We start from the raw sequence: 16143 nt of genomic DNA on the forward strand, positions 1-16143 counted from the left end.
TGCTCCCAGGCGATATCAGCGGTAGCGCTTGTGTGACTTATAGAAGTCGTTCTTCTGCCGCTGCATCTTCCGGTCGGCTCTCTCGACCGATTCTTGCAAGTAGTGAGAGTCTGGACACCATTCGGCTCCAATTGAGATTGACGGTGTCCCTGGCACGGTCATGCTCTTTTCAAAAGCCGCGCAGTGGGCTTCAAATTCCATCCGGCTGCTCTGGTCATCCAAAACCACGAACTCATCCCCGCCGACCCGGTAAACATGGTCGCGGCCAAAAGCCTGGCTGATAATCTGGCCCGCCGAAATCAACAGTTCATCCCCGGCATCGTGGCCTAGCTCGTCATTGGCTTCTTTCAGTCCATTCAAGTCCATAAAAGCCACGCCAACGGTTCTTGAGGCTTGCGATTTTTTGTAGTAGTTCAGCTTGGCCAGGTAAGGGTGGCGGTCATTCAGCTTGGTCAAAACGTCAGTATCTCTTTGCTGTACCAAGTTCAAGCCCATGACCTTGGCCCCAACGAAGTCAGCCGCCAGTTCAATCAAGTTGTGGAAGTCCATGTTTAAGCCGGCATCGAGGTTTTCCACCACAACAGTGCCGCGAATCCGGCCACGCTCATAAAACGGCGCCAAAAGAACATTCTTTAACTGGTAATCATCATCATAGGTCGCAACAATTCCTGGAAAGCGCAGACTAATTTCAGCTTGATCAGCCAAAAACATGCTGTCTTGACCAACCAGCTCTTGCAGCTGGCTATCCAGATCTGGCAAGTTGATCTGCTGCTGTCTCTTTTGTGCAGATTTCAAGCCTGGCCGATTCCAGCAATAAGTATTTTTGACAAGGTCATTTTCGCCTTCCATTACGACAACCCGGTCTGCCCCAAGGTCCAGACCCAGCTTGGCCAGCCCCTTGTTGATAGCTGTTTCCATCTGGTCATTTTCAACGTTCAGGATTTCTGAGAGCTGAACGATTTCATTGGTGGTATTCTGCTTTTGCTGAATCTCCCGCTCGCTGCGCTTTTGCTCGTCAATATTGATCATGACCAGAGAACGTGTACCAGGAACCGAAGCCTTGGCTGTAATGTATTCATACCAGTGTCCTGTCTTTGAGTGGAAGATGCCCTTCCGGATCTGTCCAGCATCGCTAGCAAAAATCTCCTTAATCCAGAAATCTAGCTTCAGCTTGACGAAATTAGACATCTTGTTGCCCAGCAGCTTTTCCCGGCTCTGGTCCATGATTTCAGCGTAGGCCTGGTTGACGTAGATGTACTGCATGTCAACGACCTTCTTTTCCCGGTAGATTGGGGACAAAATGATGAAAGGAATCGGCATGTCCCGATACTGGTCGGCATTCAAGCTGAAGTTGGCCGTTACCCCTAGATCGCCCCTGGCGGGGTCATGGTAAACCTGGTTGGCATTATAAGAGGTCAGAACATCAATCAAGGCATAAGCGTCCGTGTGGGGATTGTATGACAGAATCCGCTGGTAGCCCTCAACGTAAAGGTTGTTGGGATAGCTGTGCACGCTGTAGTGCCACTCAGTCTTGTGGCTTTTCCAGTATTCTTCATCAATCCAGCCCTTAAGGTCCTTGAAAAATTGGGGGCCAACTGATTTGAGCTCAGTCGCGAAGGGGTGCTCTTCCATTTCTTCTTTGGTCACTGACCCGCAACTGATCAAGTAGTGGGTATAGCCTTCATTTCCTCTTAAGTAATAGAGCTTGCCGTCCCTGTATTCCAAAAAGCCCAGCGGGGTCCCCTTAAAGTAGCGGTCCAAAACTGGGTCTGGATCATCAAAGGTCAAGTCGCTGTTGTATCTTTCCTGCATGAAGTGGGGCCGCTCCAGGCTCATCATGCCCACGCTGTTGTAGTAGTCTGATTCGCTAAAGCGTTCCATGTTGGCTTCCGGACCCTCGATCCACTTCTTTACCGCCTGGTCAAAAGGCAGTGGCTGGCCGAAATAGTAGCCTTGGGCCGCGGCGCAGCCGATTTCCCTTAAGGCCAGCAATTGATCGGCATTTTCCACCCCTTCGACAATCGTATCGATACTCAGCTCTTCAGCCAGCTCAACCATTTTCTTCAAAACGGTTTTTGACCGCTTTTGGTCGGGATCCTTGATAAAGCTTGCATCAAACTTAATGCAGGAAACAGGAGAATTGTCCTTGATCAAGCCAATTGAGGAGTAGCCTTCACCAAAATTGTCAACCCAGACGGAAAAACCTTTTTCCTTAAACAAGTAGATCTGTTCCCGGATCTTGTCAGCATTGAGATTGCGGGTGTCATTGCTGATCTCAATGACAATGAATTCCGGTGACAAGCCGCTTGCTTTCACCTTCCGGCTGATCTCCTCAGCCATATTGCACTGGTCAAATTCTGAACTGAAGAGGTTGAGGGAAATAGCAACTTCCAGGTAGCCTTTTCCCTGCATCTTTTTCAGATCAGCAATCACCTTGTCAGCCATGTACAAGTCCAGCTGATACAATACCCCTGCTTTATCCAGAATCGGAATAAACTGCTCATTCAGCAGCAGCCCGCCATTCGGTTTGCGCCAGCGGGCCAGGGCCTCCCAGTTTCCGCTCTGCCCGTTTAAAATACGGACGATTGGCTGGTAGAAAGGTTCAATCCAGCCTTCCTTCAAGGCTTGGTCAAAGTTGGAAAGGATGTAGTTCTCCAGTTCCAGTTTTTTCCGGTTCTGGCTGGTGAAATAAGCGACATGGGCATTAACGTCCTTACGGTTGTCGTTGCAGGCCACCGCGGCGTATTCACAGACCTTTTTAATGTCTTCATAAACCAGGCTGCCAGCGTCATAAATCCCGATACGGACTGACAGGCTGCGGCCGCCATTGATTTGCCGGCTTTCTTTAAGAAAGGCAGCCAGCCGGTCTTCAAGATTCTCATGCTCCGTAAAAGCATAGAAATTGTCTTCAGTAAAATGACCACAACATTCTTCTCCAAAATTTCGCCTAAGCAAATCAGCAAAGGCCGCCAGAAGGCGGTTGCCTTCAACATAGGAATAGCGGCGGTTGAAGTGGCTGAAGCCAATCAGATTGAAGGCCAGCATCACCGGCTGCTTGCCCTTTTTAAAAAGTTCCCGGCAACCCTGTTCAGCCAGCTCATAAAAGTAGGCCGCCTTAGGCAGGCCGGTCAAGTCATCGCGCAGATGCTTAGCCTGATTTCTCCCTGCTTTCAGGATAACCCGGTCGCTAGCCAGCAGCTGCTGAAAGCGGGATGGTGACATTTCCGTATACCAGACCATGAAGGCAGGCTCTTGGTCAAGCTCGACCACCTTTCCTTGGGCCTGCAGGAGAGAATATTCCTTCTGCCCTGGCAGCTTGATCCGGTAAAATTTTTCATAGCTGCCCGTCTCCTGCTTGACAAAGGAAGAAAAATCCGCCTGCACCAAGGCCAGGTCATCGGGATGAAGACCCGCGAAGAGGTCCTGGCCCAGCATTTTTTTGAGGTCAGCTGCAGGCAGGCCATAGAGCTCGCCCAGGCCCTTGGACACGGCCACGACTTTAATATGGTTATCCTTTAATTGATAAAGTGCTATTGGAGCTTCGCTTTCAGCGATTCTAGCCAGCTCAGCCTGCTCATCATTTTTTCTCATAAATACGCTCCTAAAAACCGATGCTTCCGCCAAAATCAGCCTTTAATTTTTAAACATAAATTAAGCTATAATTAAAGCAATATCGATTATCCAGTATTAACCTATTCTTTATATTATATAAAAGTTGTTATACCAGAGCAAGTAGAGTCACCCTTTCAAAGTAAAACATCATTTTTCCTGCAAAAACAAAAAGCCAAGACTGTCCGTCTTGGCTTAAAAAACTATTTTAATCATTTTTGGCTTCTTGATCAGCACCCTTGCTTGGCTCTTTTTTTGCCCGGTAGCGGCAAATGTCCGCGTAAAGCAGATAGCCAGCCAGGACCAGGGCCAAAAGAAAGCCAACCCAGCTGCCCCAGGAGTAGGTAAAGTACATCTTGGAATAGACTTCCTGCTGGACCATTTCCGTCAGGGTATGCGTGATAAAGACCTGGAAGCCAAAGGCACTGACTGACCCCAGTAAAAATGGCAGCCAGGACAGATAGCGGTTAAAAAACAGCAGGGCCACGCCAAGCAAATACAGGACGCAGATGATCCATAAGGAAAGCTGGTAGATCTGGGTAATCTGCTGCAATTCTCCTTCATGCACCTTGAGTTCGCTGTTGACCAGGTAAAGGATCAAATCATCCATAAAAAGCTGGACCTTGTTTTTAGCTGGCAGCTTCAAGTCGCTGGACTTCAGCTGCTTGTTTTCCCGGTAGCGGGAAACCAGCCGGTAAAGGCTGAGATAGGACTCACTGATCTCTACCTTGTCTGGCAATTGGGCGACCAGATCTTCCTTCAAGCCCGATTCAACCGCTGCTTTAGCCGCGATCGACATGGCACTGCCATCGCTTTGGTTAGCAAAAGTGTCAATCAAGCTGGAAGCATAGTCCTTGGTCTCATCCATTTTAAAAGTAACGGGGCTGCTCAACAGAGCCACCAGGGAGACTATGGCAGCCAGGGTGCACAGGCTTTTGCGCAGTATTTGTTGACTTTTTTTCATAGCAGGCTTCCAAGATAATATCCGCAAGTCAAAAGGACAGCCCCGCCCAGGTAACTGGCCAACAGGTAGCGCTTAAGGACGCGCTTTTGCCCATTTTCAGCCAAAGAGACCATTTCCGTGTTCAAGGTAGAAAAAGTCGTAAAGCCGCCCAAAACGCCGGTGCCCAGAAAAGCGTAGACAACCACTGGCAGCTGCCGGGCAAAGGCCAGGCCCAGCAAAAAGGCACCCGTCAAGTTGATCACAAGCGTCGGCCAAGGAAAAGCCGTTCCCTTCATCCAGTGCTTCTTGCCGTAACAGGTCAAGCCGTAGCGGGCTACCGCCCCCAGGCTGGCCCCAAATCCAACCGCGAAAATCATCTTGTTACCTCCTTTCCAAAAGTTTGTCTGCGGCAAAGTTGGCCGCCTTTTTGCCTAACCAAGCAAAAAGGAAACCGACCGCGATCGTGCCGATGAAGTAGACCAAGGCCCCCAGATTCTGTCCGCCGATCAAGAGCTTGAAGGCATCCAGGTTAAAGCTGGAAAAAGTCGTAAAGGCTCCGACAAAGCCCGTTCCCAGGCCCGTTGTCAGCCAAGCCCGCGCGCTTGATTTTTTCAAGAAAAAGTAGGTCAGAAAGGCCAGCAGAAAGCAGCCTGAAAGGTTGGCAATCACCGTCCCATAAAAAGAAAATGCTGCTGTTAAGCCATAGCGGGCCAGGCCGCCGAAAAAGGCAAAAAAAGCCACGCTAAGATAATTTTTTGCTGCATCCATTGTCCACCTCATCTTGCATCGTAATAACGCACTAATTACTAGATTACATCAGAAAGCGCTTCAAAGGCAAACAAAAAATGGAAGCGCCTGGCTGGCGTTTCCACTTTTAAGGCTATAAAAGCTTTTTGCTATTTTGCAGATTATCTATTGCCATTCCCGGCAATCTTGCTCCAGTTCAGCATCAGTGACGAAAGCAGGACTGATACTGAACTGAAGGCCATGGCCAAAGCAGCCATTTCTGGACTGAGACTGACCCCAATAAAGGAGAAGAGGCCGGCAGCAACTGGAATCCCAATCAAATTGTAGATCAAAGCCCAGAAGAGGTTTAGCTTGATCCGGGTAAAGGTCTTTTTAGACAAGTCAAGTGCCCGCAAGACCCCAGTCAGGCTGCTGGTCATTAGAACAATGCCGCCGGCTTCTTTAGCCACATCAGTCCCGCTGCCCATGGCAATGCCAACGTCAGCTAGTGACAGAGCCGGAGCGTCGTTGATCCCGTCGCCGACAAAGGCTACTGGCCCTTCTTCTTTCAATTTGGCCAAGCGGTCAGCCTTTTCTCCTGGCAAAAGGCCAGCTTCGACCTGGCCAACGCCCAGCTGCCGGCCAATTTTTTCCGCCAGCTGCTGGTTGTCACCAGTCAGCATCACCGTCTTGATTCCGCGCTTTTTGAGCTCACCCAAGACAGCTTTGGCTTCTGGGCGGGGAGCATCTTGCAAGGCCAAGAGGCCAATGACGGCAGCATCTTTTTGGACAAAAACCACCGTCTTGCCAGCTTCAGCCAAGCCGTCTGCCTGCTTCACCCAAGCTTCTGAGGCTCTGACATAGTCAGCCCGGCCGACCTTAACTAAGTGTCCAGCGACTTTGCCTTCCACGCCCCTGCCTTCTTCAGCTGAAAAATCACTGACCGGCAAAAGGGACTGGCCGGCTTCTTTAGCACTATTTACGATGGCCTGGGCCAAGGGGTGTTCAGAATTTGCTTCCAGACTAGCCGCCAGGCTGAGGCTTTCCTTATCCCCCACCTGGTCAACCACCTTTGGCTGGCCAACCGTCAAAGTCCCGGTTTTGTCAAAAACAATGGTCTTAATTTTAGCCGCTGCTTCCAAAATTTCCCCGTCCTTGATCAAGACGCCCATCCGGGCGCTGCGGCCGCTGGCCACCATCAAGGCCGTCGGCGTGGCCAGGCCCAAGGCACAGGGACAGGCAATCACGATAACGGAAACAGCGTAGAGCATGGCCTGGACTGGCCCTACCGGACTGAAGACTTGCCAAATGGCAAAAGCCAGGATGCTGGTGATCAAAACCGCCGGCACAAAGTAATTGGCTACCTTGTCAGTCAGTTTCTGAATCGGGGCCCGGGAGTTCTGGGCCTGCTTGACCACCTGGACGATCTGGGCCAGCATGGTCTCTTCCCCGACCTGCTCAGCTTCCATCAAGAAGCTGCCGCTGCCGTTGATAGTTGCCCCAATCACCTTGTCGCCCGGCTTTTTCTCAACCGGCATGCTTTCCCCGGTCACCATGGCTTCGTTGACGCTGCTTTGCCCGGAAAGCAGGCGGCCGTCAACCGGCACCTTGCCGCCCGGCCGCACCTTGATTATGTCGCCGGCCTTGACCTGGTCCAGAGGAAGCTTGACAAAGTCATCTCCCCGCTTGACCTCGGCTTCGCTGGCCTGCAGTTCCAGCAGCTTATTGAGTGAAGCTGCTGCCCGGTCATGCATTTTTTCTTCCAGGGCATCCCCCAGCAAAACGAAAATCAAGATAAAAGCCGCACTTTCAAAGTAGACCGGCCGGCCGGTGAAGTAGGCAAAAAGACTGTAAAAATACGTCACGCTGGTGCCAATGGCGATCAAGCTGTTCATGTTGGCCTGGTGGCGCTTAAAAGCTGCCCAGGCGCTTTGGATGTAGGGCCCAGCCGCGACCAGCATGATCAAGCTGGTGGCGATCAGCGAATAAGTCTTGACCCCTGGCAGCATGATCCCCCAGACCATCAAAAGCATCTGGACCAGCATCGGGAGCGACAATATCAGAGACAGCCAAAAGCGGCGCCAATTAGTTAATTCCATTATTTAACCACGATCTTTCCATGAAACATATCCATGCCGCAGGCATAGCCAATTTCCCCGGCCTTGTCAGTCGGGATTTGGACCTTGGTCAGCTTTTCCTTGCTCAAGTCCTTATCCACGCCTAAAGAAGAAAAGACCACGTGACTGAGGCAGGCTGTCTTGTCTTCCATCTTAAAAGTTACTTCCGCCGGCACGCCCTTTTTTAAATAGAGAACTTCCGGCTCATAGCCGCCCTTGACGACTACCTGGCCTTCTTGGCGGCCATTTGCAAGATCTGCCTGCTGGCTGCTCTGTTGGAAATTGCCGAAAAACCACCAGGCAATCAAGCCGATCAAAGCTGCCGCACCCAAGACTACTAACACATTAACTAACATTCCTGTCCACCTTCCATATGCTCACAAGTACTTAAACAATTGCATTCAACTTTTTCCGGAGCTGTCTTCGCCTTTTCGGCCGCCTTTTTGGCAATTGCCTCAAGGTCGCTTTTGCTTAAAGGCAGGTCGTCCAGCAAGCGCAGAAGCATTTCTCCCTTATGCATGTCGCACATAGCGGCAAATTCCGCCGTCAAGCTCTCATGCATGGCTTCGCCTTCTGCTTTAGCCGCCCGGTATACGAAGCGGCGTTCCTGCCGGTCAACCTGCAAAAAGCCCTTCTTTTCCAAGCGCCGTAGCAAAGTTTTGACCGTTGACGGGCTCCAGGCACATTTTGCCTCCAGCTGATCGATAATCTGGCTGCTATTGGCCTGGCCCAGGGTCCAAACCACCCGCATGACTTGCCATTCAGCAGCTGAAATCCGGCATTCCTCTTCCATCTTCTTCCTCCTTGTTTACATCTGTAACCTTTACAAAAACTATTCTACTCTCATGTTTACATTTGTCAACAATTTACTCTTAATTTCCTTCCCGGTAGCCGCAGGCGAAAAAAGTCTTGGCGGCCTGCCGGCGGGCCAGCAGCCAGGCCTCATTGCCCCGCTTAGGGTAAACGGAGCTGGCCAAAATAACCAGAGCCCGCCCATTTTCAAAATCAAAGCCTAATCCAGGTCCAGTAAAGCCGGTATGCCAGAGAAAGCGGCGGCCTTTTTGCCAGCGGATCCAGGCCAGGGTCCGCTCAAAGCAATCATAGTCAAACAAACTGGCAACAAGCGGACTATCCGTCGTCAAATATGCCTGGCTGAAGCAGGCCAAGTCATCCAGCGTTGAAAACAGGCCCGCGTGGCCTGCTACCCCGCCCAGCTGCCAGGCGGTTTCGTCATGGACGGTCCCCCAGACCTGTCCTCTTTCCTTAGTTATCTCAGTTTTGACAAAGCGGTCTCTTTTTCCTTTGAGCAAAAAGCCGGTCTCCCGCATGCCCAATGGGGCAAAAATTTCCTCCCGCAAAAAGCTGCTCAAGTTTTGCCCGCTGACCTGCTCCAGGATTTTGCCCAAGATAATGAAGTTGAGGTCGGAATAAACTGACTCCTGGCCGGGCAAATAAAGAGGCTTAGTGGCTAATACCGCCTGCCAGACCTCCCCCGGGCTTTGGTACTGCCAGACATTGTCCAAGTCTGCCGGCAAGCCGCTGGTGTGCAAAAGCAGGTCTTTTACTGTAACAAACGGAAAAGCCGCCGGGAAAAAGTCTCCTACCCGGTCCTTCAAGCTGATTTTCCCCTCATCTATTTCTTTAAAGATCCCGCTGGCCGTCCCCACTACCTTGGTCAAAGAAGCCAGGTCGTAAAGCTGGCCTGGCTCAGCCTGGCCCAGGTAGTGCTGGCTGAGCCTTTCCTGGTCAACTATGGCATAGGAGACCCCATTTACGATTTTTTGCCCAACCGCCTCTTTAAAAATACCGGTAATTTTCTCTTCAATTTCTGCTGTAGTCATTTTTTCCTCCTGAAAAAGAAAAAAGGCAGATCCGCAGATCTGTCCTTTTCTCTTATAGAACTAATTTCCGCAGGGCCTTGGCAATCCCGTCGCGTTCGTTGGTGTCGGTAACGTAGTCAGCCAGGTCCTTGATCTCGTCGATGGCATTGCCCATGGCTACCCGCTTGAAGTCTGGAATTTCAAACATGGACCGGTCGTTGCCCTGGTCACCGAAAATCATGACTTCACTGTCCGAAAGGCCCAGTCTTGAGGCCAGTTCGCTGACGGCGTAGCCTTTTGAAGCGGCCAGTGACCCGACTTCAACGACTTCCGGCCAGCTGCGGACAACCGCGTAAGTCTGGAAGAACCAGTCTGGCAGCCGGTTCCACAGGCGATCAACTTGGTCTGGGTCATCGCACTGATAGACCGCCTTGGCAAAGGTAAAGTCCTTCTTGAAGTCGCTTCTGTCTTGAATCCAAAGCTGGTTCTTGGTTTCCGCCCCGTCGACCTGCATGCGGATGGAAATCTTCTTGTCCAAGGTATAAAAACGCTCTGGAGTTTCAAAATCCAGGTTGACGTCGCTGAGCCGCTGCATATGAAGCAGGGTATTGAAGTCGCCAAAATCCAATTCGTGACTGATCAAGACCCGGCCGTCCAGGTTTTGCACCACGGCCCCGTTGAAGAGGATCGCGTACTCTTCACTGCCGCTTAAGCCCAATTCTTCCGCGTAGCCCTTAATGCCTGACAGGGGCCGGCCGGAAGTCAGCACAATCTTGATCCCGGCTGCTTTTGCTTCCTGCAGAGCCTTGTAAGTCCCTGGCAAAATCGTCTTGCTGTCTGTCAGCAGGGTGCCATCCAAGTCGATGGCCAGCATTTTAATCGCCATATTTTCCTCCTATGTAGTCCAAAGCCTATTCTTACTTAATTATTGCAGAATTTTTCCCGTAAAAAAAGAAAAAATCCATCCAAAAGAAAAGGAAAGCTCAATTTGAACTTTCCTTGTTCTCAGCTTTACAGCTTCTTAACTTGCTTCTTTTTATTCGCCCATTTCAGCCGTAACTACCTTGACGATCCGGTCAACGTATTCCTGGGTGATTTCCTGGGTTGGGCCTTCAGCCATGACCCGGAGCAGTTCCTGAGTACCTGAAGGGCGAACCAGAACCCGGCCGTCGCCAGCCATGTCCTTTTCAACTGAGTCAATAGCATCGACAACTGCCTGGTGGTCCTTCCAGCTGTTCTTGTCCTTAACTGGAACATTAACCAAAACTTGCGGGTATTCCTTGAAGTCGGCCAAAAGTTCAGTCAAGGACTTGCCAGTCTTCTTCATCACCAGCATCAAGTGGATCCCAGTCAGCATCCCGTCACCAGTGTTGTGGTAGTCGCTGATGATCACGTGGCCGGATTGTTCCCCGCCCAGGCTGTAGCCGTTGGCCCGCATTTCTTCAGAAACGTAGCGGTCGCCGACTTGGGTGCGGACATTCTTGATCCCCCGGCGCTCTAAGGCCTTGGTGAAGCCCAGGTTGCTCATGACGGTCGTGACGATCGTATCCTTCTTCAAGCGGCCGTGGTCAGCCAAGTAGGAGCCGATCACGTACATGATGTGGTCGCCGTCGACTTCGTTGCCGTTTTCGTCAACCGCGATGCAGCGGTCAGCATCCCCGTCAAAGGCCAAGCCCAGTTGGGCACCCTGCTTGACTACTTCTTCTTGCAGATGCTCAGTGTGGGTTGCCCCGCAGTGGTCGTTGATGTTCAACCCGTTCGGGTGGGTTGAAATAGTGGTAAAGTCAACATCCAGGTCAGCAAACAAACGGGAGATGAAGGCACTGGCTGCCCCGTTGGCCCCGTCGATCACGACCTTGATCCCGCTCAAATCTTCAGGAATAGTGTTTTCCAAGAACTGGATGTACTTGTTGCTGCCATCGCGGAAGTCGGTTACCGTGCCCAGGCCGTTGGCTGATGGCCGCGGGAGCATGTCCTGCTTGGCATCGATCAGTTCTTCGATTTCTTCTTCCTTGGCATCAGACAATTTCAAGCCATCGCTGCCAAAGAACTTGATCCCGTTGTCTTCAACTGGGTTGTGAGAAGCGGAAATCTGCACGCCGGCATCAGCCCCTTGAGCCCGGACCAGATAGGACAGGCCTGGAGTGGTCATGACTCCGCATTCCAGAACTTCGATGCCGACTGACAGAAGACCGGAAATCAAGGCGTATTCCAGCATTTCACCGGAAATCCGGGTATCTCTTGAAACCAGCACCCGGGCCTGACCGCCGTCTTCCTTTTCCTTGGTCAGCACATAGCCACCCATCCGGCCCAATTTAAAGGCCATTTCCGGGGTCAAAACCTTGTTGGCTTCACCGCGAACACCGTCAGTACCAAAATATTTAAGCATGTTGCAAAGAACCTTTCTTTAATTTCTAGTTGTTCGAATCGCTGACTTCGATCTGGACGTCCACGCTGCCTGGCGAAACCCAGGCAACCCCGCTTGGAACTGGCAGGCGGAAGGACTTGGTGACCGAAGACTTGATATTAGTCAGATCAACGTCCAAAGTCAGGGAACTGATCTTCTTTAGGGCTTCCTTTTGCCCATAGAGGGTAACTTTTTCCTCTTTGGCAGTCAAGGAGTAAACTTTCTTGCTTGAGCCATGACTGGCATTCAGCTTCAGCTTAACCGTCTTCTTAGAAACCGACAAAGGCAGGGTTACCCGGGCCGTTGCCGGACTGATCACCACGTTGAGCTGGTGGCCCTTGGCGTCATATGCCGCCAAGAGAACATTCCGCCGCACCGTTTCGGTGCTGCCGTTCGGCACGACCAGCTGGGCCTGCACGTGGTCGATCGCTTTCACTTCGCTCTGGGCCCCGGTGACTTCAACCGTCTCCGGGCTGACTGTCGGCGTGCCGATGTCATAGCCTTGAGCAACAGCATTCTTATTATAACCTATTTGGACCGGCAAAGTGCGGGACTTTCTCTTTTGAATGTTGACCTTCACGCTTTTCTGCGACAATTTGTAGGAAACCTGGCTGGGCAGGCCGCTGACCTTGACCGGGACCTGGTGGCTGCCGACGCCCAGCTTGCTTAGGTCAATGTAGACCCGGAAATTCTGGGTGTTGACAGCAGAAGTAACCAGGGCATTGGGCCCTTCCAAGGTCACCTTGATCTTAGAAGGATAACCGGTGACATAGTATTTGTCAGCGTCCACTGACACTTGCAGGGCCATCTTCAGGCTCTGCTCAGTGCTGGCCGTTTCCTGGACCTTGGTCTGGTTGCTGGTGTTGACCTGGGTATTGTCAACGAAGGCAACCAAGACGATGGCCAAAAGCAGGGAAAAAAGCTTGTAAAACCATTTTTGCTCAATCAGTTTGTGCATTATTTATCCCCCCAGTTCCAGATGCCCCGGGCCAGGCGGATTGGCCATGGCTGCTTCTTCTTTTCTTCAGTGACCAGTTCGGCCCGCAGGTACTTGAGGTATTCCTGCTGGCTGAGGTCAACCATGAACTGGCCGTTTCTGGTGATGGTCACCCCACCCGTTTCTTCAGAAACGACCACAGTGATGGCATCGGTTACTTCAGAAATCCCGACAGCTGCCCGGTGTCTGGTCCCCAGACTCTTGGGAATCATGGCATTGTCAGACAGGGGCAGGTAGGCTGAAGCTACTTGAACCCGGTTATTTTTGATGATGACCGCCCCGTCGTGCAAAGGCGTGTTGGGGATGAAGATGTTGATCAGCAATTCCCCGGTAACCAGAGCATCAAGCTTGATCCCTGTTTCCACATATTCTTCCAGGCCGGTCTTTTGCTCCAGGGTAATCAAGGCCCCGATCCGGCGCTTGGACATGTACTGGATCGCCTTGTCCAGCTCCTTGACCAGCTTCTCCTGCTGCTCGCGCTCGCTGTTTTCCGAATCAGAGAACAGGGAGACCCGGCCCAGGCGCTCCAGACCCCGGCGGATTTCCGGCTGGAAGATGACGATGATCCCGATGACTGACCAGGAAACGATCTGGTCCAAAATAAAAGTAACGGTCGTCAGCTGGGCCCAACCGGCCAAGACCCTGGCTACCATGATCAAAATGATCCCGTTGGCCAGCTGGACTGCCTTGGTCCCCTTGATCAAAAGGGTCAAGTGGTAAATAAAATACCAGGTGATCAAGACGTCCAGAACCACCGACAAGGTATGCCAGGTCCACAGACTTGCAAAATCAAACTGCATAAAATTCTCCCTTTCTACATTCTTCTGTCAACTAATTGCGGGCATACATCTTGAACTCCAGGAAGAGGTCATTGTATTCCTGCACCTTGCTGCTTGGCAGATCCCGATAAACTTCCAAATTCTTGATTGTCGACATTGGCGGGTAGAACTGTGCATCTTCCCGGACGGATTTTGGCAATAGCTTCTGAGCCGCGGTATTCGGGGTCGAGTAGCCGATGTATTCAGCATTTTGCGCCGCGTTTTTCGGATCCAGCATGAAGTTGATGAACTTATAAGCTGCTTCCTTATTCTTGCAAGTCTTAGGGATGACGATGTTGTCAAACCACAAGTTGGAACCTTGGGCCGGTACTACATAGTGAATATGTGAATCTTGGTTCATCATCGTGGCGGCTTCCCCGGAGTAAGTGACCCCAATCCAGGCTTCATTTTGCACCATGTACATCTTCAGTTCATCAGCCACGATTGCCTTGACGTTCTTGCCAATTTTGTCCAGCTTGGCCTTAGCTGCCTTAAGGTGGGCAGAATTAGTGTCGTTCATGGAATAACCCATGGAAACCAAGGCCATGCCCATGATATCGCGGGCTGAGTCAACCAGCAGGATCTGATCCCGGTACTTTTTCTTCCAGAGGTCATTCCATGTCTTGATCTCACCTTCTTTGATATAGCGGTCATTGTAGACGATACCCAAGGTGCCCCAGAAGTAAGGGACTGAGTACTCATTCTTTTCGTCAAAGGACTTGTGCAAAAATTCCTTGCCGATGTACTTAAAATTGCTCAAGCGGCTGGTATCAATCTTGTCTAAAAGATTGTCCCGGCGCAACTTGGTGATCATGTAATCAGACGGCACGGCCAAATCATAAGCCGTCCCGCCTTGCTTGATCTTGGTGTACATGGCTTCATTGGAATCGAAGGTCTCATAGATGACATGGTAGCCGGTCTGCTTTTCAAACTTGGTGATTAGGTCCGGGTCAATATAGTCACCCCAGTTGTAAATGATCAAGTCTTTCTTGCTTGACGCGGAGCCGCCGCTGGAACTGTCCAATTTCTGCGCCCCCAGGAAAAGGCCGAAGCTGACCAAGAGGATGGCCAGGGCCGCGGAAAGTATTTTTTTCATCGCAGCAGCCCTCCCAGCTTATTAGCCTTCTTGCCTTGCCGCTTGGCCAGGAAATAGTAGACCCCGACTAAAAGCAGGACAAACAAGAAGATAATCGTGCTCAAGGCATTTACTTCCAGGTCAATCCCCTGCCGGGCCCGGGAGTAGATTTCAACAGACAAAGTGGTAAAGCCGTTCCCGGTCACGAAGAAAGTAACCGCAAAGTCATCCAAGGAGTAGGTCAAGGCCATGAAGAAGCCCGACAAAATCCCCGGCGTAAGGGCCGGCAGGAGGACCTGGCTGAAGACTTGGTAGTTGTTTGCCCCCAGGTCCCGGGCCGCGTCAACCAGGGAATTGTCCATTTCCTTCAACTTGGGCAGAACCATCAAAACCACGATCGGTACGGAAAAAGCGATGTGGCTGAGCAAGACGGAGGCAAAGCCCAGACTGAAGCCCAAGGCGGTAAAGAGGATCAGGAAGCTGGCCCCGATAATAACGTCGGGTGAGACGATCAAGATATTGTTCAAAGACAGGAGGACCTTGCGGGAAGCCTCCTTGCTGCGCTGGATGGCAATGGCCCCAAAAGTCCCCAAAATAGTTGCCGCCAGGCTGGACAAAAGAGCCAGCATGATCGTCTCCAGCAAGATGGCCAAAAGCCGTTTGTCAGCAAACAAGGTCTGGTAGTGCTCCCAGGTAAAATGGCGGAAATGGTCCATGCTGGAACCGCTGGAGAAAGAAAAGTAGATCAGGTAGAAAATCGGCAGGTAGAGGATCAGCAGCACCAGGCCAAAGTACACCCTGCCCCAAATGGTCTTTTTCATAATTCAATTTCCTTCTTGTGCTGCTTGCGCGAAGTCAGCAGCATCACAATTGACATCAAGGCAATCAAGATTACCCCGATAGTCGCCCCCATATTCCAGTTCATCGTCGTCAGGAAATACTCCTCAACTGCCGTACCCAGGGTGATCACCCGGTTGCCCCCGATCAAGCGGGTCAGCATGAAGAGGGACAGAGACGGGATGAAGATGGCCTGGATGCCAGATTCAACGCCCGGCCAGGATAAAGGCCAGATCACATAGCGGAAGGTCTGCCAGAAATTGGCCCCCAGGTCTGAGCTGGCGCTTAAAAGAGCCGGGTCAATTTCCTTCAGCGAGTTGTAGATAGGCATGACCATGAAGGGAATTTCGATATAGGTCGCCACGAAAATAAAGGCGAAGTCGGTAAACATGATTCCTACCAGGCCAATGCCAAAGAGTCCGAGAAACTGGTTGACCATCCCGCTTCGGGAAAAAATCCCGATAAAGGCATAAGCCTTGAGCAAAAGGTTGATCCAGGTCGGCAAAATGATCAGCATCAGCCAGAACTGCTGGTTTTTCAGCCTGGTCAAAACCAGGGCTGTCGGATAAGAGACCAGCAGACAGATAAAGGTGATCAAGAGGGCATACCAAAAGGAATTAGCCATCATCCGCAAAAAAGTGCCATTAGAGAAAAAGGCACTGAAATTCTGCAGGGTCAAATGGCTATGAGCATCAGTCAGTGAATAGCCCAAGATGAGGACCAGCGGGGCAATCACAAAGAGGCCGATCCAAAGCAGGTAAGGCAAAAGAAACAAAAGCCGGTTCTTTTTCATC

General features: G+C 51.3%; 15 protein-coding genes. All 15 read right to left on the reverse strand.

All coding sequences use genetic code 11. From position 1 onward, the window contains the following. Positions 1-15 precede the first annotated feature (15 nt). The 15 genes from ACYVUV_RS07620 to ACYVUV_RS07690 all read right to left on the reverse strand — a co-directional run bounded on the left by ACYVUV_RS07620 (position 16) and on the right by ACYVUV_RS07690 (position 16142). Complete coding sequence (locus ACYVUV_RS07620; RefSeq protein WP_439775336.1) at positions 16-3591, reverse strand: GGDEF domain-containing protein; 3576 nt, start codon at positions 3589-3591, stop codon at positions 16-18. Positions 3592-3817: 226 nt separating this feature from the next. Further along, positions 3818-4573 (reverse strand): hypothetical protein, encoded by a 756-nt coding sequence (locus ACYVUV_RS07625; protein WP_439775337.1) that lies wholly within the window; start codon positions 4571-4573, stop codon positions 3818-3820. Beyond that, entirely contained in the window at positions 4570-4929 is a 360-nt protein-coding gene (gene crcB / locus ACYVUV_RS07630) for a fluoride efflux transporter CrcB (RefSeq protein ID WP_439775338.1), read from the reverse strand. Before crcB ends, ACYVUV_RS07625 begins: the two co-directional genes overlap by 4 nt. A gap of 4 nt (positions 4930-4933) precedes the next feature. Further along, positions 4934-5320 carry a fluoride efflux transporter FluC gene (locus tag ACYVUV_RS07635; RefSeq protein ID WP_439775339.1) on the reverse strand — a complete coding sequence of 129 codons (387 nt, stop codon included), beginning with the start codon at positions 5318-5320 and terminating at the stop codon, positions 4934-4936. A gap of 140 nt (positions 5321-5460) precedes the next feature. Beyond that, a complete protein-coding gene (locus ACYVUV_RS07640) occupies positions 5461-7377 on the reverse strand; it encodes a copper-translocating P-type ATPase (protein WP_439775340.1) in 1917 nt (638 codons plus the stop codon). Beyond that, on the reverse strand, positions 7377-7751 hold the full coding sequence (locus tag ACYVUV_RS07645; protein WP_439775341.1) for a cupredoxin domain-containing protein: 375 nt from the start codon (positions 7749-7751) through the stop codon (positions 7377-7379). The genes ACYVUV_RS07640 and ACYVUV_RS07645 overlap by 1 nt, the downstream gene beginning before the upstream one ends. Next, on the reverse strand, positions 7745-8188 hold the full coding sequence (locus tag ACYVUV_RS07650; RefSeq protein WP_439775342.1) for a CopY/TcrY family copper transport repressor: 444 nt from the start codon (positions 8186-8188) through the stop codon (positions 7745-7747). Before ACYVUV_RS07650 ends, ACYVUV_RS07645 begins: the two co-directional genes overlap by 7 nt. A gap of 79 nt (positions 8189-8267) precedes the next feature. Further along, positions 8268-9236 carry a serine hydrolase domain-containing protein gene (locus ACYVUV_RS07655; protein ID WP_439775343.1) on the reverse strand — a complete coding sequence of 323 codons (969 nt, stop codon included), beginning with the start codon at positions 9234-9236 and terminating at the stop codon, positions 8268-8270. A 52-nt stretch (positions 9237-9288) separates the two neighbouring features. Then, the gene (locus ACYVUV_RS07660; RefSeq protein ID WP_439775344.1) at positions 9289-10101 is read right to left on the reverse strand and encodes a Cof-type HAD-IIB family hydrolase; all 813 of its coding nucleotides are present in this window, start codon (positions 10099-10101) and stop codon (positions 9289-9291) included. 150 nt (positions 10102-10251) lie between these two features. Next, positions 10252-11604, reverse strand: coding sequence for a phosphoglucosamine mutase (gene glmM / locus ACYVUV_RS07665; RefSeq protein WP_439775345.1), 1353 nt, complete (start codon positions 11602-11604; stop codon positions 10252-10254). 25 nt (positions 11605-11629) lie between these two features. Further along, positions 11630-12580, reverse strand: a complete 951-nt coding sequence (locus ACYVUV_RS07670; protein ID WP_439775346.1) for a CdaR family protein — start codon at positions 12578-12580, stop codon at positions 11630-11632. After that, positions 12580-13419, reverse strand: a complete 840-nt coding sequence (cdaA, locus tag ACYVUV_RS07675; protein ID WP_270447548.1) for a diadenylate cyclase CdaA — start codon at positions 13417-13419, stop codon at positions 12580-12582. Before cdaA ends, ACYVUV_RS07670 begins: the two co-directional genes overlap by 1 nt. Before the next feature lie 31 nt (positions 13420-13450). Further along, positions 13451-14533 (reverse strand): ABC transporter substrate-binding protein, encoded by a 1083-nt coding sequence (locus ACYVUV_RS07680; protein WP_439775347.1) that lies wholly within the window; start codon positions 14531-14533, stop codon positions 13451-13453. Beyond that, entirely contained in the window at positions 14530-15333 is an 804-nt protein-coding gene (locus ACYVUV_RS07685) for an ABC transporter permease (RefSeq protein WP_439775348.1), read from the reverse strand. Before ACYVUV_RS07685 ends, ACYVUV_RS07680 begins: the two co-directional genes overlap by 4 nt. Then, positions 15330-16142 (reverse strand): ABC transporter permease, encoded by an 813-nt coding sequence (locus tag ACYVUV_RS07690; RefSeq protein WP_484499235.1) that lies wholly within the window; start codon positions 16140-16142, stop codon positions 15330-15332. The genes ACYVUV_RS07685 and ACYVUV_RS07690 overlap by 4 nt, the downstream gene beginning before the upstream one ends. Between the last annotated feature and the right edge of the window lies 1 nt (position 16143).

This window comes from Lactobacillus sp. WILCCON 0149, from assembly GCF_057197965.1.